Origin of the sequence: Corallococcus sp. CA041A, assembly GCF_003612075.1 — a bacterium.
Lineage (GTDB): Bacteria > Myxococcota > Myxococcia > Myxococcales > Myxococcaceae > Corallococcus > Corallococcus exiguus.
This window is the reverse complement of record NZ_RAWF01000033.1, coordinates 1-26,478: the sequence shown is the minus strand read 5'-3', so window position 1 is coordinate 26,478 and position 26,478 is coordinate 1. Positions and strand designations below refer to the sequence as shown.

The window sequence follows — 26,478 nt, the reverse complement described above, 5'->3', positions numbered from 1 at the left end:
CGCGAGCGGGAGACCTGACCATGTGGATGGCTTTCTGGGACACGGTGCGGCTGGCGTTCGGCACGTTCCGCTCCAACCCCCTGCGCTCCTTCCTCACGCTGCTGGGCATCGTCATCGGCGTCACCACGGTGGTGTCCATGATGGCCCTCATCGAGGGCCTCCGGAACCAGGTGAACGAACAGATGTCGGACCTGGGCAGCGACTGCTTCCAGGTGCAGCGGCTGCCCTTCGGCCAGGGTGAGCTGTCCATCGCGGAGCTCGCGCGCCGGCCGCGCTTCACCTACGCGGACCTGGACGCCATCCGCACGCAGCCCTCCATCGCGCAGGCGGCCGGCGAGGACTCCAAGGGCGGCCAGAAGGCCTCCACCGCCGACCGCGAGTCGCGTCCCAACGTGAACGTCTGGGCCGGCACTGCGGAGTACTTCAACACCAACTCGGTGAGCCTCTCCACCGGGCGGCCCTTCACGGACGCGGAGTTCGTGGACGGCCGGCGCGTGGCGGTGATTGGCCAGGACCTGGCGGACACGCTGTGGCCCGGCCTGGACCCCCTGAACCGCGAGTTCCGCCTCCTGGGCCGCACCTTCCAGGTGGTGGGCACGCTCAAGCGCCGGGGCGGGTTCCTGGGCGGCGGCAGCCAGGACAACCAGGCCATGATTCCCCTGTCCACGTTCGCGGGCATGTTCGGCGTGCGCGACTTCCGCATCAGCATCCAGGCGCAGTCCCCGGAGGTGCTCCAGCGGGCCCAGGATGAAGTGACGCTGCTCATGCGCCGCCGCCACGGGCTCAAGCCGACCGACGCGGACGACTTCTTCCTCTACAACAATGCGAGCGCCACGCAGATGTTCAACAGCCTCTCCGCGGCGGTGTCCGCGGCCAGCTTCGGCGTGTGCATCCTGTCGCTGCTGGTGGGAGGCATCGGCATCCTGAACATCATGCTGGTCGCCGTGACGGAGCGGACGCGGGAGATTGGCATCCGCAAGGCGCTGGGGGCCAAGCGCTACCGCATCCTCGCGCAGTTCGCGCTGGAGGCGGTGGTGCTGTCGCTGGTGGGCGGCGCGGTGGGCGTGGCACTGGGCGTGGGCCTGGCGCACCTGGCGCGGTGGATGATCAACCTGCCCACGGAGGTCCCCATGTGGTCCGTGGTGGTGTCGCTGGTGATGAGCTGCGGGGTGGGGCTGGCGTTCGGCATCTACCCGGCGGCGCGCGCGGCGAAGCTGGACCCCGTGGAGGCGATGCGCTCGGAGTAGCACGCGCACTTCGCGCAGGAAGAAGGCCCCGGCCCGGCATGAAGCGGGTGGGGCCTTTTTTCATCACGGTCGTGGCCGGCCCGGGACTACGGGCAGGGGTACGTACAGGTGATCTGCCCGGAGATGGGGTTCTTGAAACACTGGGGCGTGCAGTCCTGCGCGTCGGCGGAGGACGGCGTGGCGGCGATGCCCAGGCCCATCACGGTGGCGGCGGCGGCGAGGACGAAGGCGATGCGACGGACGTGCTTGCGAGCCTGCATGGTGTCGTCTCCCTGCGATGTGTTGGCGCTGCACGGAGCACTCTAGGGACCGGGGCTGACAACGCCACTGGCGAGATTGCAGGCACGCGCGCACGCGCGGAGGGCGGGGTGCCAAGGCGCCGCACGCGGGAAGAAATTTGAAACACCGATGCGGCGAAACAATGCGTCAACGCCTGGGAGTGGGGGTGCGACTCCACTGATAGCCCACCGTCGCGCCGCTGCCGATGAGCGAGAACGCGAGGTACTGGCGCAGGAAGTCCAGCCGTTCGCTGGAGCCGGCCAGGTGGCGCAGGCCTTCATGCGCGGCGATGCCCAGGAGCATTCCCACGGTCGCGCCGCCGAGCGCGCCCAGGTACGCGTGGCCGCGATCCTGGCTGTCGCCGAAAGCGATCTCGCCCATGCCCCAGGTGCCGAGCGCCGCGATGGGAGGAGTGACGACCATCGCCGCGCCGAACGCGCCCACCTCCAGCTCCATCCACCGTCCTTGCGGATAGGAGGGATGAACGAAGAGGAAGCGTCCCGGAAGCGACGCGAGCACGGTGCCCGCGGCGGCCTCCGCGGCGGAGGCGCCCAGGCGCGTGTCACCGCCCACGCGGGTCGCGGCCCAGACGGTGCCCAGGGGCAGCAGCGTGACACCGCCATGCGCGACCCAGGTGCCGGCGGACAAAGGTGCCTCCGTGTCGGGCTCGCCATGCGGAATGAACGGACGCAGCTGGCGAGGAGGCACGGCGGGAGGCGGAGGATCCGCGTCCAGGAACGGCGCATCCAGGACGGTGGGCCTCAGCGGAGGGGGCGGAGGTTCGGGCTCGGAGGACGGAGGCCGGTCCGAGGGCGAAGCGGATGACGCGGGCGCCTCCGCTTCGCGCGGTCCATCGCGAGGCGCGAGGACGTCGCCAGCCTGTGGCGCGGGCGAGTCCGTCGTGGGCGGCTGCTCATCCCGAGGCGCGGATGAAACATCTCCCGCGGGTGGCACGTCCTGCATCCACACCGAGGCGGACGCGGCCGGTGCCCCCAGCAGGCCCATCCACAGGAGCGCTCTGTACGCGGGTGCCATCCCCTGTCGCCCCATTCCGTGTCCGTCCTCCCTGAGTGTTCGCCGTGAGCACCCAGCAGTGCGCACGCGGCGCGTCCGGCACCACCGGCCTCTCGTGCCATGGGGCTCAAGCGTCGGCGGGTGGACGGTGTTCGTGTCCATCCACACGCTTCCGCCACTCGGAGACACACTGCGGATGCGGAAGGGCGGGGGCTGCCCTAGCTTCCGGACCGTGCGGCTGGTCTGGCCCATCCTGCTCGCCCTGCTCACCGCGGGGTGTCCCTACCCGAACCACCGACAGGACCTGCGCCTGCGCGCGCTGCCGGAGGACCCGGCGGAGAGGGAGCTCGCCATCGAGCAGACGCTGGGCATCCCGATGGAGCCCGGCAACGGCGTGGAGTTGGTGCAGAACGGCCGGGTCTTCGACGTCATCGAGGAGGAGATCCGCGCCGCGCGCTCCAGCATCCACATCGCCAGCTACATCTGGCGTCCGGGCATCCCGTCGGACCGGTTGCTCATCGCGCTGCGAGAGCGGGCCCCTGGAGTGCAGTGCCGGGTCATCGTGGATCCGCTGGGCAGCGTGAACTTCGAGGTCGTGGCCCCGGTGCTCGCGGACGCGGGCTGCGACGTGCGCATCTACCGTCCCTATCAGGGCGCGGTGACGTCCCTGGACGCGGTGAGGATCCGCGCGCGCATGCACCGCAAGATGGTCATCCGCGACGGCGAGGTCGCGTTGACAGGCGGCTTCGGCATCTGGCGCAGCTGGCTGGGCAACGGCGACGCGGCGGAGACCTGGCGAGACACCAACGTGCGGGTGCGGGGCCCCGTCGTGCGAGGCATGCAGCTCGCCTTCGCGCAGAACTGGCAGGAGTCCGGCGGCGCCTTCCTGCCCCCGGAGTCCTTCCCGGAGCTCGCGCCCGCGGGCAACGCGCGGGCCCTCTTCGTCGCCAGCACCGGGCACCGCTTCCTGTCGGAAGCCACGAAGATGTGGCTGCTGTCCATCGCGTCCGCGAAGCACCGGCTGTGGATCGCCAACTCGTACTTCATCCCGTCGGAAGCCATCAGCGACATGCTCATCCTCAAGGCGCGCGAGGGCGTGGACGTGCGGGTGCTGGTGCCGGGCCGCTACCACGACGTGAGGCCCGTGCTCAACGCGCAGCGGGCGTCCTACGCGAGGCTCCTGGAGGCCGGGGTGCGCATCTACGAGTACGAGATCTCGATGATGCATTCCAAGACGCTGGTCGCGGACGACACGCTGAGCATCGTGGGCTCCACCAACCTGGATCCGCTGGCGCTCAGCCACACCGACGAGGGCTCGGTGATGGTGGAGGGCCCGGTGCTGGCGGAGGAGTTGGCGAAGTCCTTCGAGGCGGACCTCAAGCACTCGGCGGAGGTCCACTGGCACGGCTGGAAGCGGCGAGGCCTGCTTCAGAGGCTGAGCGAGCAGTTGCCGTGGTTCATCGGCGACTTCCTCTGAGCCCACCATCCGAGGCGTAGAGCCCCCGGCCGTCTGCCTGTCCGGCTGACAAGGAACATCCGGGGCGGGAAGGCTGGCGGGGCCGGGTCGCGTTGGTCTCTTCATGCCTTCGATTCGACCGTTCCGTGCCGCCCTGTTGTCGCTGACCGTGGCCCTGCCGGTGTACGCGGCCGGGCCGGCCGTGTGGGGCGAGGGGATGATGGTGAAGGTGCGGCCGGGGACCGCCGCCCGGAGCGCCACCGAGGTGCGGCTCACCGCCGCGCGCAACGAGTTCGTCTCCTTCCAGGTCGCGCTGCAAGGCGGAGACACGGGGCTGAAGGGCGTGCGCGCGAAGCTGCCCGCACTGGAGGGCCCGGGCTCCACGACGCTGACGGGGCCGGACGTGACGCTGTATCGCGAGGCGCTCGTCACGACGAAGCAGGCGTCGGTGGCGGGAGAGTCCGTGGGTGCGTGGCCGGACGGGCTGGTGCCGGACACGGACGAGATCGCCGGTGAGACGCGAAGCGCCTTCCCCTTCGACGTGCCCGCGAAGGAGGCACGGGCCATCTGGGTGGACGTGCACGTGCCGAAGGACGCGCCGCCCGGGGACTACAGGGGCACGGTGACGGTGGAGGCGGACGGAGGCTTCCAGCGGCAGGTGACGGCGAGGCTGACGGTGGTGGACGCGGCATTGCCGAGCACGTCCTCGCTGTCCTCGGCGTTCCTGCTCTGGCCGCCGCACGTGTGTCGCGCGCACACGGGCCGCGAGGACTGCACGCCGGAGGAGTTGCAGCCGCTGCTCACGCGCTATCAGCGGATGGCGTTGGAGCACCGCTTCACGCTCTCCAGTCTCTTCCCGCGCAAGCCGTGGCCGCCGGAGTGGAGCACCTTCGACGCGACGTGGGGCCCTTACTTGGACGGCACGGCGCCAACGCGGTTGCAGGGCGCGAGGATGACGAGCCTGGAGTACGTGGGTCCGCTCGACGCGGCGAACCTGAAGGACTTCACGGCACACATGAAGCAGAAGGGCTGGCTGGACCGGGCCTACGTGCAGTTGGGGGACGAGCCGCCCTACGGCACGCCCTTCGCGCAGGTACACGCGATGGGAGAGTTGGTGCGTCAGGCTGCGCCCGGGCTGCGCACGGTGCTGACGACGAACTCGCGCGAGCTGAAGGCCAACGGCCTGGAAGACGCGGTGGACACGGCGGTGCCTCTGGTGAACCACCTGGACGGCACGGACGCGAACTTCCGGGGCGACCAGCGGGGCACGTACACGAACTTCCTGGAGCGTCCGGGAACAGCGTTGTGGATGTATCAGAGCTGCATGAGCCACGGCTGTGCGTATGGGACCAACGCGCCGGAGAACAAGCCGGGCGCGGGCTGGCCGTCGTACATGCTGGACCGGTCTGCGGCGAAGGCGCGCGCGATGGAGTGGGTGACGTTCCTGGAGGGCGCGACGGGCGAGCTCTACTACCAGTCGGTGGGCATGCTCTCCACGGCATGGACGGACCAGTACCGCTTCAACGGCAACGGGGACGGGACGCTCTTCTACCCGGGTACGCCACAGGCCATCGGTGGCAAGACGGACGTGCCGGTGGCATCGCTGCGGCTCAAGCTCATCCGCCAGGGCATGCAGGATTACGAGTGGCTCAAGGCGGTGAGTGACGCGGGAGACCCGGACTTCGCGCGCAAGGTGGCCAGGGACCTGATTCCGGCCGCATCGCGAGTGACGGACGACGGCGCCGCGTTCGACGCAGCGAGGCTGAAGCTCATCCAGCGTTACGAGGAACTGACCGCGACCCAAACGCCGGACGCGGGAACGCAGCAGCCGACGGACGGAGGCACGGAGCCCATGCCGGACGAAGCCGCGGGAGGCCCCTCGCAGGGAGCGCCCGGCTCATCTTCCGATGTGACGCCGGACGCGGTCGATGACGCACAGGAGGGAGGGTGCACCACGGGCGGAGGCGGAACGGCGGCGGCCGCGGGAGGCCTGTTGTTCGCGGCCTGGGCACTCGGCGGCATGCGTCGTCGTCACGCTCGCGTGACCGTGCCCGCCCGGAGGAAATAGGCGCACGCGGAGCACGCCCCCACGTGCGCCTGCCGCAGCGCGCCAGGACGGGGCCCTCCCTGTCCGGAGGCACACGGCACGAACTTGTCCGACAGTCGGACAGGTTTTGGAGCGCCGCGTCCCGGACCCCCGGTCCTGGTAGCCAGGTCGGGCCCGTGTCGGACGGGGGAGGTACAACGCTGGCTGCCTGCCCGGAAGCGCCGCGCGGGCTCCGGGGCGTCATGCTAGAGGGCGGCGCATGAGCACGGACGTGGTGAAGCGAGCCGTCATCCGCGAGGCGCGGCCCGAGGACGACAAGGCAATTGGCGACCTGTTGGTGGAGGCCTACGTCACGCAGTACGCGAAGAAGCTGCCGGAGGTCGTCTACTCCGAGGAGCGCAAGGCGTTCCTGCGCGACGTCGCCTCCAAGCGCAAGGTGTGCACCATCATGGTGGCGGAAGTGGACGGAGAGGTCGCGGGCACGGTGGCCCTGTATCCGCCCGGCGCGCCCGGCACCGAAGCCTGGTTGCCCCGCACAGCGGACCTGCGCGCCCTGGCCACGTCGGTGCGCTACCACGGCCAGGGCTTGGCCCAGCCGCTGCTGGCGGAGGCGGAAGTCCTCGCGAAGCGCTGGGGCTTGGACGCCATCTCCCTCCACGTCCGCCAGGGTGCGTTGGGCGTCGCGCGCATGTACCAGCGCCGGGGCTACCAGCGTACGCCGGAGGGCGACATGGACCGCCGTCCGGACGTGTTCCTGGAAGCGTACCTGTTGCCCCTGAAGTAACGCATGTCAGGCGGGAACGCGTTCATCCGTGGATTGCGCATCCCGTCTGACGCCGGAGGGTCCGCGAACGCTCGCGTGACCCGGGCACCGGAAGGGATCGCGCGCCGGAGTCGTGGCGTGCGCCCTGCCCCGGAAGGGGCGCCGGTCGGTACGCCGACCCCCACCCCGGTGTTCCCATCATGATGATTCCTGTTCCCGAGCAGTCGCTCGTGCTGCTCCTGGGCCCATCCGGCTCCGGCAAGTCCACCCTCGCGAACGCGCACTTCCTCCCCGAGGACGTGCTGCCCGGCACGGGCAATGAAACGAAGCTCCACGACGAGGTGGCGCGAAGGCTCGCGAAGGGCACGCTCACCGTCATCGACGGCGTCCCGCTCAGCGCCGAGTCACGTCGTCACTACGTGACCCTGGCGCGCGAGCACCACGTCGCCCTGGTCGCGGTGGCCATGGACACGCCGGAGACGCTCTGTCTGGAGCGCAACCGCACGCGCTCCGGGTCGCACGCCAGTCCCCGAGCCCTGCGCAACCAGGTGCAGCAGCTGCAGAACGCGCTGAAGGGGCTGACGAAGGAAGGCATCCGGCACGTGCACGTGCTCACGCCGGAGACGGCGGGCGCGGTGGCCTTCGAGCACCGCCCCCTGCCGTGCCACCGCCAGGACGAGCACGGCCCCTTCGACATCATCGGAGACATCCACGGATGCTTCGACGAGCTGAAGGCCCTGCTGACAGAGCTGGGCTACACGGTCGCGCCGCGAGCGGACGGCAGCCCCGGCTTCGACGTGAGTACGCCCCACGGGCGCAAGGTCGTGTTCCTGGGCGACCTGGTGGACCGAGGGCCGGGCGTGACGGACGTGTTGCGCCTGGTGATGGGAATGGTCGAGGCGGGCACCGCGCTGTGCGCGCCGGGCAATCACGAAATCAAGTTGCTCAAGAAGCTGCGTGGCAAGGACGTGCGCGTGGCGCGCGGGCTCGCGATGACGCTGGAGCAGCTGGAACGTGAGCCGCCCGGATTCTCCCATGCGGTCGCAGACTTCATCGAAGCCCGCTCGCCACACTACGTCCTGGATGACGGTCACCTCGTGGTGGCGCACGCGGGCCTGAAGGAGTCCATGCACGGCCGGGACACCCCGGAGGTGCGCGACTTCGCCCTCTACGGAGAGACCACCGGCGAGGCGGATGCCTACGGCCTGCCGGTGCGAGCCGACTGGGCCCGGGACTACCGGGGACCGGCGACGGTCGTGTACGGCCACACCCCTGTGACGGAATCCGAATGGGTGAACAACACCCTCTGCGTGGACACGGGCTGTGTGTTCGGAGGGAAGCTGACCGCGCTGCGCTATCCGGAGCGGCAGCTCGTCTCCGTGCCCGCGCAGCGCGAGTACTGGAAGTCACGGAGCCACGCGGCTCCGTGACCCTCTGGCAAGACGTCAGGCCGCCGCCGCGGTGACGCCGCCCACGCTCCGGCGCGCCGCCTCCATGCAGTCGTCCAGGAAGCGCAGGTAGCAGTCCAGCCCGCGCGAACCGAACGCCGCCAGCCGCCGGCCTTCCTCGGGATGGGTGCTCAGCATCCCCTCCATCATCCGCTCGTTGAGCGCGGTGTGGCCCACGTCCACCTCCGCGTGCTCGCGCAGGAAGGTGAGCATGTCCAGGGTCCCCTGTCCCATCACCTCGCGCACGCGCGCCAGGATGCGAGGCACCAGCACCACCGCCAGGTAACCCACCTCGTACTCGATGGCCGCCTGCCCCAGCGGCAGGTCGCCGGTGATGGCCTCGTCATGCACCTGCCGGTACTCGCGCATCGCGGCCGTGGGCGCCTGGGCGACCAGTGCATCCGCGTCCAGCTTCTGCGAGTGGCTCGCGTTCCACTGCGCCGTCAGCACGCGAGCGTCCTGGAGGGTCATCAGGTGATGGCCGGCCTCGTGCTTCGCGTGGGTGATGAGCTGCCGGCCCACCTTCTCCTGGCCCAGCGCGATGCAGCGCTCACCGGCGCTGCGGATCCATCCGTCCACGGGCTCGGTCATGTACGCGCCCCGGGCGGACCACTCGATGAGGAAGCGCGCCATCAGGTCCGGAGTGATGTCCGGCGACAGGAGCGTGCGCACGACAGCGTCCGTCTCCAGGCGGGCGCGGGTTTCCATGGCGTGCGGCAGGTACTGCGTCTGGATGAGGCTCATGACAGCTCCTCCTGGGGGTGGGAGAGCGGACGGGGGGCCGTCTGCTCGTGGATGTGCTCCAGGAACTCGGGAGCGAGGTCGGCGGGGATGAGCCACAGGTAGGGCTTCGCGTTGGGAGCGGTGTCGTGCAGACCCGAGGCCTCCACGTCACCAGCCTCTTCAGCCAGGAAGGTGAATCCGTCGCGGCCCCGGTCCGCGAACCAGCGGCGAGCCCCATCCATCAGCGCCGGATAGGCCTGCCGTGCACGAGGCGACAGCGCGAACACCCGCACGGAGTCCAGCAGCCCGAAGGGATTGGTACCGGGCGGCCCCGACTCCAGGACGGCCACCGCCACCGGCTTCGCGCCCTCACGAGCGACCAGCAGGTGCCGCTCGCGCTCCAGGCCCACCGCCTGCCAGGCCCGAGTCACGTCCCGCAGGTCCAGCGTCTCCAGGCGCAGGTCCAACGCCTCGGCGTAGCAGGCAGGGCGGGTGAGGGCGATCCGCTCCACGAGCAGCCGCCGCTCCGCCTCCGTCGCGGGCCCCAGCTCCAGACCCGTCGACGGCGGGGCAGGGGGATGGCCACACTCGACGTCAATCATTCGCATCGGCAGCATCAGCGTCCGCCCCGTCGCCGCCATGCGGTCCGCGAAGCCCACGTGCGAGCGGTACGTGAAGGGCACGGTCGACTCGATGTACGCCGCGAACCACCGGAACCCGTTGTCCCGTTGCGCGTGCTCCACGCAGTGCACGTACAGCTCGCGCAGCATCTGGCCCTTGAGGCGCTCGAACCGCGTGGCGTCCTGGCGCCGCGCCAGCTGGTGCACCATCCACACGGAGCGGTAGGGCTTCATCACGGAGAGCGTCGCTTCCAAGCCGCGCTCGGAAGGCCACACCACCTCGGTGAGGACGGAGCCCATCGAGCCGGCCTGGCGTCCCAGCTCGATGAAGCTCCGCCGCCGCGACTCGAAGTCCTCCGCGGACCTGCCCGCCAGATTGAAGTAGCCGGAGTCGATGAACAGCCGCCACTGCTCCTCCACCCGCGCGCCATCGGTACACGTCGTCGGATGAAGGGCCCGAGCCACCAGCGCCTGCCAGCGCTCCGAGTCCTCGACAGTCAAAGGCGTCACCAGGAGCCCGCACAGGAGCTCCCCATCGGCGCGGTCCGACACATGGCGCACCTCCCCGCGCAGCGACAGGACCTCACCCGCCGCAGTGCGCAGCTCGATGGGCTGGAGCACCCGGCCCGGCGAAAGACGTTCCCCAGCGCCCATCCGCAGCGCCATTCCGTGCAGGGACACATCCACCGCGTCGCGCTCCCGGCCCAGCCACCCTGGCAGCGGCAGGCGCACGCTCAGGTCCGGAGGCGCGGGAGCACGCCGATGCGCCCGGCGGCGCACCTGGATCAACTGACGAGGCAGCGGCGTCACCCACGTCCCCTGCTCCGCCGGCTCACCGGACAGGAGCATCCGGTAGACGCAGCCATGGCCAAACACCTCCACCTCCCACGCGTCCGCGCCCGGATCCACCGTCAGCCCGGACCAGTGGAGGACTCCGCCTTCCAGCTCCAGCGTCTCCAGCCGCAGCGGCGACGCCATGTCTCCCCGTCGCAGCAGGGCGGACGAGCCCATCGCGGCGGCGGTGGCGAGGATGATGCGGATGCGCTCGGAGTCGGTGACGTCCCACCGGATCCCCCATTCCAGGACCGGTGCCTCGGACAACGGACGCAGCTGTGCGCGAGCGAAAGGCGCTCCCACGGTGGACTCTCCAGATGAGTGACGTCGGGGGGCGCGCGAATCCTCCGGGGCTCCCGTGGATCCGCGCTTGAACGGGATACGCAACCGGACCTTGGGTCTGGTCGTTCAATCCCGCCGGAAGCCCTCCTCATCCGAAGGTCACGGGTGGGTCACTTCGATGGAGCCGGCCCCGGCGCGCTCCCGGCGGTCGTCGGCGTGCCGCCCGTGAGACGGAAGATCCGGTGAGGAGAAAGGATGAACTTCCGCTCCGGGCCCTGCGTCTTCAGGGTCCACGCCGCACGCCGGGGAGGGGTGTTCAGCAGCCGCGCCAGCACGGCCCGCGCGGGCTCCCGGGTCACGGCTTCCAGGGTGACCCGGCTCTCCAACGGAAGCCCGGCCGTGCTCCCCAGCTCGACCTGCGTCCCGCTCTGCTTCGAGACCTCCGCGCAGAGGAGCCGGAGGATCTCTCCCAGGGAGCGCTCCTGGCGGGGCAGGGTGAGGGGCGTCTCCAGTGGAGAGCCCTGCTCGGGCGTGACGTGCCAGAGTCCTCCCGCCTGCACCAACCGGAAGCGCGGGGCCTCCTTCCCGGCCTGCTGCGCGAGCAGCCGCGTGAGGACCTCCTCCTGGAGTTTGGCATCCGTCCGGGTGGCGTCCGTGACGGCATAGGTCAGGGTGATGGAGCCCTTCGGCGCGGGCCTGTCGGGCGGCTCCTCATAGGTGATGCCCCACCCCTCGCGGGTCTCCAACTGCTTCACCGCGGCGGCGAGCGGCTGGGGCACGTCCTGGACGGTGAGCTGGACCTCCTCGCTCCAGGCAGTCCTTCCAGCAATGCAGACAGACAGCAGCATGGCGGCGCGAATCCCAGACTTCATCATGGACAGGGGCATGGCCTGACTCCTTTTGGGTGAAAGATTAGCAATCGCTATGCCGTCTGGAACCCACTGGGATTCCTCGCGGATGGGGTGCCTCCCCGCCTGGGACCGCGACAGTTTGTCAGGGTGCGCCCCAGAAGCCTGTCAGATGTGCCCCCAGGCGCCGCGCCGGCTCCCGGAATGCCTTTCCGGCCTCAATCGAAAATCCATACGCAGATGGTAAATTCAGGAAAGATATTGAAAAGCTTTGAGCCCATTTGGTGGAGGTTGGGAATCACTGACAAGTGGGAGGGATTGCCAATGAAGCGGTTGCTGACCGTCGTTGCCTCGATGTGCATGCTGCTGGGTTCCACGACTGTCCTCGCGGAGGGGCCGGAGTCCGGGAGTGGGACGTCGTCGCGGAAGGAGGGGATGGCGGCGCGTGCCCAGGCGCTGCTCGCTCGCATCCAGGCGGAGGGGCTCGTCTCCGTGACCCTGAGGGCCCAGGACCCCGTGGACGTAGGGTTGTTGCGGCTGGTGTCCCAGTTCGATGGGACGCTTCCGGGCACGGCGGAGGCCCGGGCGCTGCTCGCGCTCCGTCCCGTGACGGCCCGTCCGTTGTCCATCCTGGCTGGGGGGACGCCGTCCTCGTCCGGGGCGTTGCTGGAGGACATCTATACGGTGACGGTGCGCAACCTCACCTCGGCGGACTGGTTCGACATCGTCGTCTTCTACAAGCGGGTCGGCCTGTCGGGCGTCGTCTACCTGGAGGCCTTCGATGTGCAGCCGAACGCCGCGCCGGTCTTCCAGATGGGGGTCTGCTCCCAGATGGAGAGCTACGTGGTGGGCTTCTTCATCGGGGATGACCTGGTGGCGCAGATCCCCTCCTCGGGCAACATGACGCCGACGCTGGCGAGCATCTACAACCCGTCGGACATCGAGCCCTGCGCGGACTCGTGGTCCATCGCGGACTGAGGCCGCGGGCCCTGGATGGGTGATGGGCGGCGGCACGCGCTACACAGGTGCCGCCGCGCTTCCCGGGCAAAGGGAGTGCGTCCACCGGACACTCCCCCCCTCACGCCAAGGCACTGAAGCCAAGAAACCTCCTGGGTTTCATGTGACAGAAGAGTGCCCCCACGGTGGGAAACGTGCGGATGCCCCGGGTCGGGCTTACCTTGCGGGACCCATGTCCCTCCGCAAGGACTTCATCGAGCGCGCCGCCGAGCAGTTCGCCGCCGCCATCGCCAGCATCCTCAAGGCCCGGAAGGAGAAGCGGTATGGGGACGCACGCAACCACATCCGCGACACCGCCCTCACCGTGCTGGGCATGGAGTACGGCGCGCTCATCCTCGCGGACGCCGAGTCCACCTCGCGCCTGCTCGGCACCGCCTCGCGCGCGCGCATGCTCGCGAAGCTGGTGCGCGAGGACGGCGAGTTGATGCGCGAGCAGGGAGACCCCCTCACCGCCGACTCGCGCTTCCTGCTGTCGCTGGAGCTGTACCTGGAGGCCATCTCGCTCGGCCTCAACCCGGACACCGAGGACGCCACCGCCATCGCGGAGCTGCGCACCCTCACGGACACCTCCGCGCTGTCGGAGCGGCACCAGCGGATGCTCTCCCAGGCCTGACGAGGCGCGGCGCGCACGTTCGCGCACCCGTGCATCGGTCGGGTTTGCGACAGAGCAACATGGGGAGATCCATTGCTTCCGATCAAGCAATGACACGGTGACGCGCCCCGCCTTGCCCTGGCTTCCGGCTTTGCGTCTATCCTTGCCGCCCATTTGTCACGCAACACCGGGGGGGTGCGCGTGTCCTTTGTTCGGTTACCCGAGAGCGTGGTCTCTTGTCGCAACCTCGTGGGCGGAGAGTGGGTCTCTCCGTCCGGAGCGTCCGCGCAGGATGTTCGCAGTCCCTATACCGGCGCGCTCATCGGCCGGGTGCCGCTGACGACCGCCTCGGGTGTTGCCCAGGCCGTGGAGGCCGCGAAGGCCGCCGCGCAAGGCTGGCGCGTCACCCCGCTGCGCGAGCGCACCCAATTCCTGCAACGCTTCCGCACGCTACTGGAGACGCACGTGGAAAGGCTCGCGCACTTGGCCGCGAGCGAATCCGGCAAGACGGTGGCGGAGGGCCGCGCGGGCCTGCTCAAGGGCATGGAGGTCTGTGATTTCGCCCTGTCGCTCCAGAACCTGGACAGCGGCGCGCACCTGGAGGTGAGCCGAGGCGTCACCTGCGAATACCGCCGCGAGCCCCTGGGCGTCGTCGCCGGCATCACGCCGTTCAACTTCCCAGCGATGGTGCCCCTGTGGCTGTTCCCCATCGCCGTCACGGTGGGCAACGCCTTCATCCTCAAGCCGTCGGAGAAGGTGCCGCTCACCGCGACCGCCATGGGTGAGCTGATGGTGGAGGCCGGCTATCCGCCGGGCGTCTTCTCCGTGGTGCACGGCGCGAAGCCCGCGGTGGACGCGCTGCTGGAGCACCCGGATGTGAAGGCCCTGGCCTTCGTGGGCTCGTCCCCGGTCGCGCGGCACGTCTACGTGGAGGGCAGCCGCCACGGCAAGCGCGTGCTGGCGCTGGGCGGCGCGAAGAACCACCTCATCGTCGTGCCGGACGCGGACCCGGAGCTCACGCCGCAGGCGGTGGTGGACTCGTTCACCGGCTGCGCGGGCCAGCGCTGCATGGCGGCCAGCGTGATGCTCGCGGTGGGGGACGTGCAGCCGCTGGTGGACGACATCCTCCGGCGAGCCTCGCGTCTGGAGGTCGGCCCGGGCATGGGAGCGGTCATCGACCGGGGCGCGGTGGATCGGCTGGAGACGGCCATCGCCAAGGCCCAGGCGGACGGGGCGCGAGTGCTCCTGGACGGGCGAGGCAAGCGGCCCGCGGGTGAGGCCTACGCGAACGGCCACTGGCTGGGGCCCACGGTGTTGGACAACGTGCGCCCGGACATGGAGGCCGCGCGGCGTGAGCTGTTCGGCCCGGTGCTGTCCATCGTGAGGGTGCCCACGTTGTCAGCGGCGCTCGCGGTGGAGAACGCGTCGCCCTATGGCAACGCGGCGTCCATCTTCACCACCAACGGCGCGGTGGCGCAGTCGGTGGTGGAGGGCGCCAGGGCCGGCATGGTGGGCGTGAACGTGGGCGTGCCGGTACCGCGCGAGCCCTTCTCCTTCGGAGGCACGGGCGAGTCGAAGTTCGGCCACGGGGACATCACGGGACCGTCGAGCCTCGACTTCTGGAGCCAGCTCAAGAAGGTGACGCGCAAGTGGTCCGCGCGCACCGACGGCTCGTGGATGAGCTGACGCCGAGCGTCGGCGTCTTTCCATTCCCAGACATCATTCCTCTCCCGCGCCCCCCAAGGAGGGTGCACCCATGGCTGACAAGAAGCCCGTCAATCACATCCGTCTTACGTCCCATCCCGACGGGCAGGCGCCCGGAGTCCCCCTGCGCTGGGGCGAGTCGGAGCCGCTGCGCCGGGGCCCGGTGGTGGCCACGCTCTCCGACCCCGCGAGCCGAAACGTCATCGGCACGCACTCGGGTGCGTACTCCATCTACCGGGCGCTGGCGGTATCCGCGGGCAAGCTGCCGCAGGACCACAAGGCGGACCTGACCAACACCTCGCCGGCGGCGCAGGTGGGCCCGCATCCGGGGTGGAGCGACCCCAAGCGCATCGTGTCGCTGGACCCCTGGGGCGCGGTGGCATCGCAGGTGTTCCGGGCCTACGCCGAGCAGGGCGTGGACTACCGGCCCACCATCGCCGTCACCCGGGCCCACATCAACATGCCGGAGGTGCGCGAGGCCATGGCCGCCGGGCGCCTCAAGGTGGACGGCGACCTCGTCGCTGCCAACGGTGACGTGAAGGTCGTGAAGGCCGCGGTGGAGCCCGTCTGGTACCTGCCCGGCATCGCCGAACGCTTCGGTCTCACGGAGGGCGCGCTGCGCCGAGGCCTCTTCGAGCACACCGGAGGCATGTACCCGGAGCTCATCACCCGCCCGGACCTGCACGTCTTCCTGCCGCCCATCGGCGGTCTATCGCTGTATGTGTTTGGAGACATCACCTCGCTCGCGGACCGGAACGTGCCGCTGGCGGCGCGGGTGCATGACGAGTGCAACGGCTCGGACGTCTTCGGCAGCGACATCTGCACCTGCCGGCCCTACCTGGTGCACGGCATCGAGGAGTGCGTGCGGATGGCGCAGCAGGGCGGGGTGGGGCTCATCGTCTACCACCGCAAGGAGGGCCGCGCGCTGGGCGAGGTGACCAAGTTCCTCGTCTACAACGCACGCAAGCGCCAGGAGGGCGGAGACTCCGCGGCCACGTACTTCCACCGCACGGAGTGCGTGGCGGGCGTGCAGGACATGCGCTTCCAGGAGCTGATGCCGGACGTGCTGCACTGGCTGGGCATCACGCGCATCCACCGCTTCATCTCCATGAGCGACATGAAGCACGACGCCATCGTGCGCTCGGGCATCGAGATTCTCGAGCGGGTACCCATCCCAGATGGACTCATCCCCGCCGACGCGAAGGTGGAGATGGAGGCGAAGAAGGCCGCGGGCTACTTCACGCGAGGGCCGGTGGCGGACGCGGGGGAGCTGGCGCAGGTGAAGGGACGGGACCTCGATGCTTGACGCGATCCGGGTGCAGGAGGTGTCCCCGACGGTGGCGTGGCTGCGCAGCCCGGCGGCCATCCGCGAGCGCTGTCACCAGGTGTTGGACCTGGGGCTCGCCGGCCGGCTGGAGTACTTCCGGGTGGAGCCGTCCCGGTTGCCCACGGTGGTGGACCGGGTGCTGGCGGTGACGCACGAGGCGTACCCCCGGCTGGACATCCCGGTGCACAGCCGCTGGAGGCACTTCGACGCGGGAGGAGTGCCCAGGCTCGCGCAACTGGAGGCGAAGCTGGCCCCGCTGCCGCCGGAGGAACGAGCCAGGGCGAAGGTGGACCTGGGCGTGGTGAGCGTGCTGCTGGACGCGGGCAGCGGACCCGCGTGGCGCTACCAGGAACCCGGAGGCGCGTCCTACGTGCGCTCGGAGGGACTGGCGGTGGCGTCGCTGCGCATGTTCATGGCGGGCGGCTTCTCGTCGGATCCGGACCGGCCGCTGCGAGCGGACGCGGAGGCCCTGGGCCGCATGACGCGCGAGCAATTGGAGCGAGGCTTCCAGGTGTCGGAGTCCAATCCGCTCCTGGGAGTGGAAGGCCGCTTGCACCTCATGCAGGCGCTGTCGCGAGTGCTGCCCAGGCCGGGGTCGCTGTTCGACATGCTGGCCGCGCATCGCCGCAGCGTGCGAGCGGCGGAGGTGCTGGGCACGCTGCTGGAGGTGCTGGGCCCCATCTGGCCGGGTCGCACGACGGTGGACGGAGTGAACCTGGGGGACGTGTGGCCGCATCCGGCGCTCGGGCCGCCAGGAAGCGCGGACGCGCTGGTGCCCTTCCACAAGTTGTCCCAGTGGCTGGCGTACTCGCTGGTGGAGCCGCTGGCGGAAGCAGGCGTGACGGTGACGGAGCTGGACGCGCTCACCGGCCTGCCGGAGTACCGCAACGGAGGCCTCTTCGTGGACCTGGGTGTGCTGGTGCCGCAGGACCCGCGCCTGACGACGGAGGTCTACGGCCCGGGTGACCCGCCCATCGTGGAGTGGAGGGCGCTGACGGTGGCGCTGCTGGACCGGGTGGCCGCGCTGGTGCGAGGGCGTCTGGAATTGAGCGCGGAGGAGTTGCCTCTGGCCAAGGTGCTCCAGGGCGGCACCTGGACGGCGGGGCGCCGGGTGGCGGCGGAGCTGCGCCCGGGAGGCGTGCCGCCCATCCGCATCCGCAGTGACGGCACGGTGTTCTGAAACCCATACAAGGACGGCGACACATGGACTTCCCGAACTGCACGGTGGTGGATCACCCGCTGGTGAAGCACAAGCTGACGGTGATGCGCAGGACGGATACGAGCACGGCGTCCTTCCGGGCGCTGCTGGAGGAGATCTCCCTCATGCTCGGGTACGAGGCGCTGCGAGACCTGAAGCTGCGCGAGGAGGAGATTGAAACGCCCATGGCGCGCACCACGGGCTGGGCGCTGGACGGCAAGAAGCTGGTGCTGGTGCCCATCCTGAGAGCGGGGCAGGGCATCCTGGACGGCCTGCTCCAACTGGTCCCCTCCGCGCGAGTAGGCCACATCGGCCTGTACCGCGACCCGGAGTCCCTGAGCGCGGTGGAGTACTACTACCGTGTGCCCGCCAACCTGGAGGACCGCGACGTCATCGTCTGCGACCCGATGCTCGCGACAGGCAACTCCGCGGTGGCGGCGCTCCAGCGAGTGAAGCGAAGCCGCCCGGGCTCATTGCGTTTCGTGTGTCTGCTCGCGTGTCCGGAGGGCCTGACGAACCTGCGCGAGCACCACCCCGACGTGCGAGTCTTCACCGCCGCCATCGACGAGAAGCTGGACTCGCACGGCTACATCCTGCCCGGCCTGGGCGACGCGGGAGACCGCCTCTTCGGCACGAAGTCGGTGGACTGACTAGTCGCGATTTGCTGGATTGACGGTGAGGCATGAATCCTTCATGTCTCACCGCATGAAGACATCCCGTTTCGCGTCCGCGTTGATGGCATTGGGGTTCCTCGCCTGTGGTGGAGAGCTGGATGAGGTAGCTGTCCCCGGCGTCCAGACCCAGGAGCTCATCGGCGGAAGCCTCGCTGCCCGGTACGAGCTGCCCCACCAGGTGCGCCTCCACGTGACGGGCGCATTCACCTGCGGAGGCACGCTCCTCCGGGCCGGCTGGGTGGTGACGGCCGCCCACTGCGTCGAGGGCGTCACCCCCGCCTCCATGCGCATCTACGCGGGAGACCTGCGGCTGGGCTCGGTGGAGGCGGACGAGCAGTACCGAGCGGTGTCGCGCAAGGTGATGCACCCGTCCTACGACGGGTCGGTCCACGACGTCGCGCTCCTCCAACTCGCCCAGCCCTTCAATCTCTCACCGGCGGTGCGGACGCTGACGCTGCCGGATGCGCCCGCGCCCCTGGGTGCGCCGTACGTCGCGAGCGGCTGGGGCCGCACCCAGACCGCGCCCACCTCCGATGCGCTCAAGCGAGTGAGCCTGAGCATCACCTCCACGGCCACCTGCCGAGACATGGTGGGAAGCGACTACGTCAACGGCGCGGTGCTGTGCACGGCGCCGAGCGCCACCGCCAACGTCTGCACGAAGGATGACGGCGGACCCCTGGCCTTCAACGGGAAGTTGTATGGGATTGTGAGCGGGTTCGGCTCCAACCAGTGCAACACGTTCTCCCTGTTCACCAACGTGGCCACGTACACGCCATGGATCCGCTCCGTCATCAACGGGACGTGATGCACCGAGCCACGACGGTTTCACGCCTTGGCTCTTGAGAACTGGGAAAGACGGATTTAAACGTTGAACGGTCTAAACGTTTTTGTCCATTTCCCGGGAGTCCAGGCATGCGCGCGTCGTGGCGGTCCACCCTGATGGCGGTGATGTTGGGCGCGGTCTTCGCGGAAGGAGTGGAGGCGGCGGAGCCCGGCACGCAGCATTGGACGGAGAATCTTTCCGCCGGAGCAGGCACGTCGGAGCTCGTGGGCACGCGAGACGGGCTGCTCTACGAACCCAACGCCGTGATGCGCCGTCCCGAGGGCCTGAGCCGGCTCACGGGCCTCTTCGAGTTCCCGGCGCGCACGCTCGAGCAGCCCGTGGACACCTTCCGTCCCCAGGTCCAGGCGTCGGTAGGCCTGGGGCAGGGCGTCGAAGTGGACGTGCGAGTGAGAACCCCCGGAGGAGCCTGGAGCGAATGGCGCACCGCCACGGGAGACGAAGCCGTGCGCCTGCCCCGCTCGGGCACGGAGGTGCAGGTGCGCCTCGCGCTCATCGCGGACGAGCGAGGCCGCGGGCCGGTGGTCCAGGAGGTGGGCCTGGAGGGCTGGCGCGAAGGAGGCACGGATGAGGGGCTACAGACGCTCGCGCCGCTGACCTACCGCGTCTACGCCACCCGCGAGGGCCTGGTGGGCGGCACGACGGCGAACGGCCACGTCATCAAGACCAACGACCGCTTCGTGGCGCTGCCGTCGCGGCGAGGGCTCGCGTCGAACGGAGGCTCCGAATACCAGGTGCGCGTCTGTTATTCGAAGACGGCGAAGTGCGCGACGACGTCCGTCTGGGACGTGGGCCCGTGGAACACGAAGGACGACTACTGGAACCCGTCCAGCGTGCGCGAGATGTGGAAGACGCTGCCGCAGGGCAAGCCGGAGGCGCAGGCGGCATACCAGGACAACTTCAACGGCGGGTTGGACCAGTTCGGTCGCCGGCCGGCGAACCCCGCGGGCATCGACCTCGCGGACGGGACGTTCTGGTTGGACCTGGGGATGTCGAACAACGACTGGGTGGACGTGACGTACCTGTGGACGTCCGGCGGAGGTTCGTCGACGGGGCTGGTCATCGACAGCAACAACGCGAACAACGACCAGTCCAAGGGCTACATCCAGCTCACGGGCACCAGCTGGGCGTCCTCCACGAACGTGGCGGGCTACTACGGCACCAGCTACCTGGTGTCCCCGGGAGCAGCGGTGTCGGAGCCTGCGACGTTCTGGTTCTACATGGCCGCGGCGGGAACGAAGACGGTGGACGCGTGGTGGACGGCGGCGAGCGACCGCTCCACGGTCGCGCCCTTCATCGTCACGAACGCATCCGGCACGCAGCTGGCGAACGTGAAGGTGAACCAGACGGTCAACGGCGCAAGGTGGAACACGCTCGGCACGTGGAGCTTCCCGGCGGGGTGGAACAAGGTCCAGCTGAGCCGGTGGGTGACGGCGGGGACCTACGTGGTCGCGGACGCCATCCAGGTCCGTTAGGCCTCATGGACGCACGGGTTGTCCGGGCGGTAGAACGGTGCCCCATCTCCGAGGAAGTCATCCATGGCGTCGTTGCGCACCGTGCTCCCGCCTCCCGTGGAGGAGCCACAGCTCTACACCGACCTTGCCGGCTGGTGGCCGTTGTTCTCGCCACCGGAGGAGTATGGCGAGGAGGCGGAGGACCTGCTCCCCATGTTGCATCCGGAGGAGGGCCCGGCGCGCACGATGCTGGAGTTGGGGTCGGGCGGAGGAAGCCTGGCCTTCCACATGAAGAAGCACTTCACGCTGACGCTGACGGACCGCTCGGCGGAGATGGTGGCGGTGAGCCGCAAGGTGAATCCGGAGTGCGAGCACCGCGTGGGGGACATGCGCTCGCTGCGGCTGGGACGCACGTTCGACCGGGTGATGGTGCACGACGCCATCATGTACGCGGTGGATCGCGAGGACGCGCGAGCCACGGTCCATACGGCTGCTGCGCACTGCCGCCCGGGAGGCCGGGTGGTGCTGTTGCCGGACTGCGTGCGTGAGACCTTCGAACCCCTCACCGAGTCCGGAGGCCACGACGGGCCGGACGGGCGAGGAATGCGCTATCTCATGTGGACCTGGGATCCGGATCCGGACGACGAGACCTTCGAGACCGCGTTCGCCTATCTGCTGCGCGAAGCGGACGGAACGGTGAGCATGTCGCAGGAGCGCCACCGCTTCGGTCTGTTCCGGCGTGAAGACTGGCTCGAATGGATGCGAGAGGCCGGCTGTCCCGCGACGACACGCAGGGACCCCTGGAACCGGGAAGTCTTCATCGGGGTGCGGGAGCAGGACTGATGCGAGGGTGGGGGGCCTTGCTGGTGTTCATCCCGCTGTGGGGGATGGCCGCGCCCGCGCGAGTGGAGCTCGTCTTTGGCGGAGACGTGATTCCGCACGGCGAGGTGAAGTCGGTGGCGAAGGCCCACGCGGGCAGTGGAAACCACGAAGGTTGGGACCACGTCTTCGGCCCACTGTCGGACGTGCTGCGAACAGCGGACGTGGGCGTGGTGAACCTGGAGACGCCGGTCACGGCCAACACCAAGGCCTTCACGAAGGAGCTGGTCTTCAACGCGCCCCCATCCATGGTGCAGGCCCTGGTGAACGCCGGAGTGAAGGTGGTGTCCACGGGCAACAACCACGCAAGGGATCAGCATGTGGAAGGCCTGGTGGAGACGCTGCGACACCTGGACGCAGCGGGACTGCGCCACACGGGAACGGGGACGACAAGAGACGCGGCCTGGGAGCCGGTGTTCATGGAGGTGCGAGGCCTCAAGCTGGGCTTCCTCTCCTTCACGAGGAGCCTGAACGGCTTCAGCAACCCGAAGGAATCGGACGCGCCGCACGTGGCGCTGTTGCCCTACCCGGAGCACGCCTCGAGAAGGGGGCTGAAACCGGAGGAAGCACTGGAGCGGGTGCGAGCAGCGGCAGCGAAGTGTGACGCGCTCTTCGTGATGGGGCACTGGGGGCGCGAGTACACGGACACGCCGCACCCGTTGGACAGGGCCCTTGGGCAGTCCTTCCTGGAAGCAGGAGCCTTCGCGGTCATCGGCCACCATCCGCACGTGTTGCAGCCATTGGAGGCGTACACGACGAAGTCCGGGCGCCGGGGTTTCATCGCCTACTCATTGGGCAACCTGGTGGCGAACCAGGCGCGCTTCTACCGTCACGTGAAGGGGCAGCTGGGCAAGGACGGAGACAAGAGAGACACACTGCTCCTGCGAGTCGGAGTGACCAGGGCGGAGCCCGGAGCCCCGGTGTCCCTGGCGGATGTTTCAGTGTTGCCGGTCTGGATTGAAAACAACGCCCAGGGCCGCAAGGCGAAAGCGAAGCGGAACATCCAACCGGTACTCATCGACCGCGAGATTGAAGAGGTATCACGAAGGTTGGCCGCACTGACCCAGCGCACCGCGACGCCCGACAAGACAGCCCGAGCCGAGAAGGCCGCCCTGGAGCAGCGCCTGGCAAGCGCCCGATACCGCCGCGAACGCATCCTGAGGATGCTGCCCGCGGAGTTCCGGGTAGCCACCCCGGAGCTGAGGCGGAGGGACGACAGAGCCGTGGGGCTGGCGGCTCAGACCGTGCCCTGAACCTCAGGTAGGAGGACGTGCGACGGCGGAGTGTCGTGGAGTCCATGGTTTCCGGTCCGCCGCCCTGTTACCCCTGAGGGGCGCTTGGACTCGCGTCCTGGCGTACACCCCACCCCAGGTCACACTCCATGATTCCTCTTCTTCGCACCGCTGCGGCCATCGCGCTGCTGGGCCTCGCCATGCCCGCGCTCGCCGAGGACCCGCATCCAGCCCACCCCGCCGTGAAGCCCGAAGCGCCGCCGGTCACCTTCCACCGGCTGGAGCAGGGCAACCTGCGCTTCACCAAGGGCGTGGCACGCCACCCCGCGCAGACCCTCGCGGTGCGCCACGCGCTGGCCAACGAGCAGCACCCGCACGCCATCGTCGTCACCTGCAGCGACTCGCGAGTGCCCCCGGAGCTCGTCTTCGACCAGGGCCTGGGTGAGCTCTTCGTCGTGCGCGAGGCCGGCAACGAGCTGGAGCCCCTCGTCGTCGCCAGCATCGAGTACGGCGTCGCCAACCTGGGCGTGCGCCTCATCGTCATCATGGGCCACGAGTCCTGCGGCGCCGTGAAGGCGGGTCTCGCCATTCCGGACGGCCAGAGCACCGGCTCGCCCAACCTCGACGCGCTCGTCTCCGCCGTGAAGAGCAACCTCATCGACGCCCACCTCACGGACGCGGACAAGCACGACCCCAAGGTGGTGAAGGCCTCGCACGCGAACGTGGACGCCGTCACCCGCCAGCTCACCGAGCGCTCCCAGCTCCTCAAGGCCAAGGTCGACGCGGGCGAGCTCGCGGTCGTCTCCGCCATCTACTCGCTGGACACCGGGCACGTGGAGTTCTGGCACACGGAGGGGCTCGTCCCCTCCAAGTAGCGACCGTCAGCGAGGCGCCTCGGATTCCTTCCGGGGCGCCGCGTGCAGGTCGCGCAACGCGACGATACGGTCCAGCAGAGGCCCGCCCAGCTTCTTCCGGGCGATGCGCTGCGACGGATAGATGCCCCGGTGGCCCGTGAGCAGGTACGCCACCGTGGCGACGATGGCCACGTGAGGCAGCACGGAGGCGCCCACCAGCTCCACCGCCATCAGCGACAGCGCAAGCGGCGTATTGGCGGCCGCCGCGAACAGCGCCGCCATGCCCACCGCCGCGCCCAGGTCCACGGGAAGTCCCAACAGCCGAGCGAGGACATTGCCCAGCGCCGCGCCAATGAAGAACAGCGGAGTCACCTCCCCGCCCAGGAAACCCGCGCCCAGCGTCACCACCGTGAACACGAGCTTCCAGGCGAACGTCCCCCAAGGCAGCGACACATCCTCGAACGCGCGAAGGATGCCGGGCACGCCCAGGCCCAGGTAGTCGCTGGTGCCCGCGAGCTTCCAGAGCCCCACCACCCCCAGGCCGCCCAGGGCCATGCGCACGGGAAGCCACGGCACACGGCGCTCCAGGACCCGCTTCAATCCATGCGTGCCCTCGATGAAGGCCACCGCCACGCCCGCGATGCCCACCGCGAACACCAGCCACTTGCCCAGCACGGGCAACGTCAGCGCCAGCGCCTGAGGCACCGGGTACGCGGTGTGATGGATGCCCAGCCCTCGAGTCACCAGGTCGCCCACGACGGCGGCCGTGAGAGCGGGCAGGAGCGCCTCGTAGCCCAGCCGGCCCACGCACACGACCTCCAGTCCGAACACCGTGCCCGCCAGCGGAGTGCCGAACACCGAACCGAAGCCGCCCGCGATGCCCGCCGCCAGCAGCTCGCGCCGGGTCTCCGGAGCCACGCGGAAGCGCCAGGCAATCTGGTCCGCCAGGCTCGCCCCCATCTGCACGGCGGTGCCCTCGCGTCCCGCACTCCCGCCGAACAGGTGCGTGAGCACCGTGCCCAGCAGCACCATGGGCGCCATGCGCAGGGGAATCACCGCGTCGCCCGCGTGCACCGTGTCCAGCACCAGGTTGTTGCCGCCCCGGATGGACGCGCCCCACCGGCCGTACACCGAGCCCAGGACGAGTCCCGCCACGGGCAGCGCGTACACCAGCGACTCATGCGCCAGCCGGAACTCCGTGGCCTCCTCGAGCAGCGCCAGGAACACCGCGGACGCCACGCCGCACACTCCCCCCACGATGGCGCCCAACAGCAGCCACTGGCCCAGTGCTCGGGCGCTCCCGGAGATGTTCATGGCCGCACTCCAGTCGTGAAACAACGCGTCAACCGGAAGCGCCGCGTCAGAGAAGGGCGCGCGACAGCACCACTCTGACGCATCGTGGCGGAATTCATGTTCAACATGGAATACATAGTGCGGAGTTAATTCCGGTCTGCGGAGTGATTCCTGAATCAAAGCCGTGTACCGTGCGCGGCCTCTCCCCATTGCCGGGGCGGGAACCCCCTACCTCTTCAGGAGCCGGTATGTCCGTTCGTCGCAGCGGGCTGTCCCTCGCCGCCGTCCTCGCCGCCACCACCCTCAGTGGCACCGCGCTGGCCAGCACCATCAACCAGAACACGTCGTGGACCATCAACCGCTCGGCGTCGCAGACGTACCGGGTGGTGGCCTACGGCGACTCCATCTTCGCCGGCTATAACGGCGGAATCTCCAGCGTGGGGCGTCGTGCGGCCCCGGTGGTGGAGGGTGAGTACGCGGCGAAGAAGTGGGGCGCCAACGTGGAGGTCATCCGCCGCACGAAGTCCGGCGCGAAGGCGGACGACATCTACAACAACAAGATCGTCTCCGAGCGCTCCTACATGCAGGACGCCAAGACGCGCGTCGTGATGTTCGAGATGTGCGGCAACGACTACCTGCAGGCCCGCAGCGCGTTCACCGACCAGACCGGCACCTGTAACTACAGCGGCCTGCAGAACGCGCTGGCGACCTGCACCACGTACATGGAACGTGGCATGCAGACCATCAACCAGTACGCGACCACCGCCAAGGTGAAGGTCATCTCCAACATCTATTACCCCGGCTACGACGCGGACAACGTGCTGACGGCCTGCACGGACGCGACGACGGGCCAGAAGGTGAACAAGCAGCAGTACTTCCTGCCGCTGCTGGCGCGCAGCAACTGGCGCGCCTGCAACCTGGCGGCGAAGTACGGCTTCAAGTGCTCGGACGCCTTCGCGGAGATGATGGCGTCGGACTACGACCGCAACGGCGACGGCCAGATTGACTCCGAGGCCATCGCGTACCGCGCCGGCGAGACCGAGGACGCCTACGTGCAGCGCATCAGCGTCACCCTGCGCAGCACCCTGCGCGACGCGAACGGCCACCTGGCGAACAGCAGCACCAGCTACGACTACATCCAGTCGGACAACACGCACCCCACGTACACGGGCTCCACCATCAGCGTGAACATCTTCTCCGGCTCCGGTTCCGGCTCCGGAGCGCCGTCCTACACGGACGCCCAGGTCGTCAACGGCAAGAACCCGGACTGGAACAAGTTCGGCCACGAGCGCATGGGCTGGAGCATCTCCACGTTCGACCCCGCGACGCCGTGAGCTGAGGCGGCATCCGTAGGGAGAAAGGGCCTCCGACCTGTCACCGGGTCGGGGGCCTTGTCGTGTCCGTACCGACGGAGCGGCCAGCAGCCCTGTCAGCGGCCAGGCGTTCAGGCCTCTATTCGTCGGAGCGCCAATGATCAGGTTCGGCTCAAACGAAGGTTTGACGTCTTCGGCCTGAAGCGTTAGAGAGTGCCCCCCTCCGCGACGACCGGCGGGCCCCTGGGCCTCGGAAGGTCAGCGCGGGGGAAGAAAAGGATCGACGAAGGTTGTTGATCCCGAACGCGGCAAAGAGGTAGAAGCCGCGCCCCTCACCTCGAAGCCCGCGCACTGGCGCGGAAGGCACTTCGGGGAGAGAGCAGCACCGAAAAGAAAATAGGGCAGTCAACCAAGCGAGTTGACAGCGAACGCGGCGAAGAGATAGAAGCCGCGCCCCACCGAAGAAGCAGCGGTCCGGAAGGCAACACAACGGACGCAAAGCGGTGAGGAAAGCTGACAGCAAGCGGTTGACAGGGAAG

The 26,478-nt window shown here is 69.2% G+C and carries 23 protein-coding genes; 17 read left to right on the top strand and 6 right to left on the bottom strand.

What is annotated here, in order from left to right:
• Positions 1-20: 20 nt before the first annotated feature.
• Positions 21-1,247 carry an ABC transporter permease gene (locus D7V77_RS08755; RefSeq protein ID WP_120575815.1) on the top strand — a complete coding sequence of 409 codons (1,227 nt, stop codon included), beginning with the start codon at positions 21-23 and terminating at the stop codon, positions 1,245-1,247.
• Between the two features lie 86 nt (positions 1,248-1,333).
• Here D7V77_RS08755 and D7V77_RS44240 read toward each other — a convergent pair whose 3' ends face one another.
• Together D7V77_RS44240 and D7V77_RS08750 are read right to left on the bottom strand one after the other, a co-directional pair.
• Entirely contained in the window at positions 1,334-1,507 is a 174-nt protein-coding gene (locus D7V77_RS44240) for a hypothetical protein (RefSeq protein ID WP_167548584.1), read from the bottom strand.
• 166 nt (positions 1,508-1,673) lie between these two features.
• A complete protein-coding gene (locus tag D7V77_RS08750) occupies positions 1,674-2,561 on the bottom strand; it encodes a hypothetical protein (protein ID WP_120575814.1) in 888 nt (295 codons plus the stop codon).
• Between the two features lie 211 nt (positions 2,562-2,772).
• Between D7V77_RS08750 and D7V77_RS08745 the strand changes: the two genes are divergently transcribed.
• The 4 genes from D7V77_RS08745 (at position 2,773) to D7V77_RS08730 (ending at position 8,236) form a co-directional block, all read left to right on the top strand.
• Positions 2,773-4,017: a phosphatidylserine/phosphatidylglycerophosphate/cardiolipin synthase family protein gene (locus D7V77_RS08745; protein ID WP_120575813.1), complete on the top strand. Its 1,245-nt coding sequence runs from the start codon at positions 2,773-2,775 to the stop codon at positions 4,015-4,017.
• A 103-nt stretch (positions 4,018-4,120) separates the two neighbouring features.
• Positions 4,121-6,064 (top strand): DUF4091 domain-containing protein, encoded by a 1,944-nt coding sequence (locus D7V77_RS08740; RefSeq protein WP_120575812.1) that lies wholly within the window; start codon positions 4,121-4,123, stop codon positions 6,062-6,064.
• Between the two features lie 238 nt (positions 6,065-6,302).
• Positions 6,303-6,827, top strand: a complete 525-nt coding sequence (locus D7V77_RS08735) for a GNAT family N-acetyltransferase (RefSeq protein ID WP_120575811.1) — start codon at positions 6,303-6,305, stop codon at positions 6,825-6,827.
• A gap of 179 nt (positions 6,828-7,006) precedes the next feature.
• The gene (locus D7V77_RS08730; RefSeq protein WP_120575810.1) at positions 7,007-8,236 is read left to right on the top strand and encodes an AAA family ATPase; all 1,230 of its coding nucleotides are present in this window, start codon (positions 7,007-7,009) and stop codon (positions 8,234-8,236) included.
• Between the two features lie 15 nt (positions 8,237-8,251).
• On the opposite strand, the gene D7V77_RS08725 is transcribed toward D7V77_RS08730, so the two are convergent.
• The 3 genes from D7V77_RS08725 to D7V77_RS08715 form a co-directional block, all read right to left on the bottom strand.
• On the bottom strand, positions 8,252-8,998 hold the full coding sequence (locus D7V77_RS08725) for a hypothetical protein (protein ID WP_120575809.1): 747 nt from the start codon (positions 8,996-8,998) through the stop codon (positions 8,252-8,254).
• Positions 8,995-10,734: a PilZ domain-containing protein gene (locus D7V77_RS08720; RefSeq protein ID WP_120575808.1), complete on the bottom strand. Its 1,740-nt coding sequence runs from the start codon at positions 10,732-10,734 to the stop codon at positions 8,995-8,997. Before D7V77_RS08720 ends, D7V77_RS08725 begins: the two co-directional genes overlap by 4 nt.
• 149 nt (positions 10,735-10,883) lie before the next feature.
• Positions 10,884-11,600, bottom strand: a complete 717-nt coding sequence (locus D7V77_RS08715) for a hypothetical protein (protein WP_120575807.1) — start codon at positions 11,598-11,600, stop codon at positions 10,884-10,886.
• A 285-nt stretch (positions 11,601-11,885) separates the two neighbouring features.
• On the opposite strand from D7V77_RS08715, the gene D7V77_RS08710 reads away from it, so the two are divergent.
• The 11 genes from D7V77_RS08710 (at position 11,886) to D7V77_RS08660 (ending at position 23,354) form a co-directional block, all read left to right on the top strand.
• Complete coding sequence (locus D7V77_RS08710; RefSeq protein WP_120575806.1) at positions 11,886-12,539, top strand: hypothetical protein; 654 nt, start codon at positions 11,886-11,888, stop codon at positions 12,537-12,539.
• Positions 12,540-12,750: 211 nt separating this feature from the next.
• Positions 12,751-13,191, top strand: a complete 441-nt coding sequence (locus D7V77_RS08705) for a hypothetical protein (RefSeq protein WP_120575805.1) — start codon at positions 12,751-12,753, stop codon at positions 13,189-13,191.
• A 180-nt stretch (positions 13,192-13,371) separates the two neighbouring features.
• On the top strand, positions 13,372-14,856 hold the full coding sequence (mmsA, locus tag D7V77_RS08700; protein ID WP_120575830.1) for a CoA-acylating methylmalonate-semialdehyde dehydrogenase: 1,485 nt from the start codon (positions 13,372-13,374) through the stop codon (positions 14,854-14,856).
• A gap of 70 nt (positions 14,857-14,926) precedes the next feature.
• Positions 14,927-16,180, top strand: coding sequence for a GTP cyclohydrolase II (locus D7V77_RS08695; protein ID WP_120575804.1), 1,254 nt, complete (start codon positions 14,927-14,929; stop codon positions 16,178-16,180).
• Positions 16,173-17,381, top strand: a complete 1,209-nt coding sequence (locus D7V77_RS08690; RefSeq protein ID WP_120575803.1) for a URC4/urg3 family protein — start codon at positions 16,173-16,175, stop codon at positions 17,379-17,381. The genes D7V77_RS08695 and D7V77_RS08690 overlap by 8 nt, the downstream gene beginning before the upstream one ends.
• Before the next feature lie 23 nt (positions 17,382-17,404).
• Positions 17,405-18,049, top strand: a complete 645-nt coding sequence (gene upp, locus D7V77_RS08685; RefSeq protein ID WP_120575802.1) for a uracil phosphoribosyltransferase — start codon at positions 17,405-17,407, stop codon at positions 18,047-18,049.
• A gap of 55 nt (positions 18,050-18,104) precedes the next feature.
• The gene (locus tag D7V77_RS08680) at positions 18,105-18,878 is read left to right on the top strand and encodes a serine protease (RefSeq protein WP_158624362.1); all 774 of its coding nucleotides are present in this window, start codon (positions 18,105-18,107) and stop codon (positions 18,876-18,878) included.
• 107 nt (positions 18,879-18,985) lie between these two features.
• Complete coding sequence (locus D7V77_RS08675; RefSeq protein WP_120575800.1) at positions 18,986-20,389, top strand: hypothetical protein; 1,404 nt, start codon at positions 18,986-18,988, stop codon at positions 20,387-20,389.
• A gap of 63 nt (positions 20,390-20,452) precedes the next feature.
• Positions 20,453-21,211 carry a trans-aconitate 2-methyltransferase gene (locus D7V77_RS08670; RefSeq protein WP_120575799.1) on the top strand — a complete coding sequence of 253 codons (759 nt, stop codon included), beginning with the start codon at positions 20,453-20,455 and terminating at the stop codon, positions 21,209-21,211.
• On the top strand, positions 21,211-22,500 hold the full coding sequence (locus tag D7V77_RS08665; RefSeq protein WP_120575798.1) for a CapA family protein: 1,290 nt from the start codon (positions 21,211-21,213) through the stop codon (positions 22,498-22,500). The genes D7V77_RS08670 and D7V77_RS08665 overlap by 1 nt, the downstream gene beginning before the upstream one ends.
• 128 nt (positions 22,501-22,628) lie before the next feature.
• Positions 22,629-23,354, top strand: a complete 726-nt coding sequence (locus D7V77_RS08660) for a carbonic anhydrase (RefSeq protein ID WP_120575797.1) — start codon at positions 22,629-22,631, stop codon at positions 23,352-23,354.
• Positions 23,355-23,360: 6 nt separating this feature from the next.
• Here D7V77_RS08660 and D7V77_RS08655 read toward each other — a convergent pair whose 3' ends face one another.
• Positions 23,361-24,647 carry a chloride channel protein gene (locus D7V77_RS08655; protein ID WP_120575796.1) on the bottom strand — a complete coding sequence of 429 codons (1,287 nt, stop codon included), beginning with the start codon at positions 24,645-24,647 and terminating at the stop codon, positions 23,361-23,363.
• 227 nt (positions 24,648-24,874) lie between these two features.
• On the opposite strand from D7V77_RS08655, the gene D7V77_RS08650 reads away from it, so the two are divergent.
• Positions 24,875-25,960 (top strand): SGNH/GDSL hydrolase family protein, encoded by a 1,086-nt coding sequence (locus D7V77_RS08650; RefSeq protein ID WP_120575795.1) that lies wholly within the window; start codon positions 24,875-24,877, stop codon positions 25,958-25,960.
• Positions 25,961-26,478 lie beyond the last annotated feature (518 nt).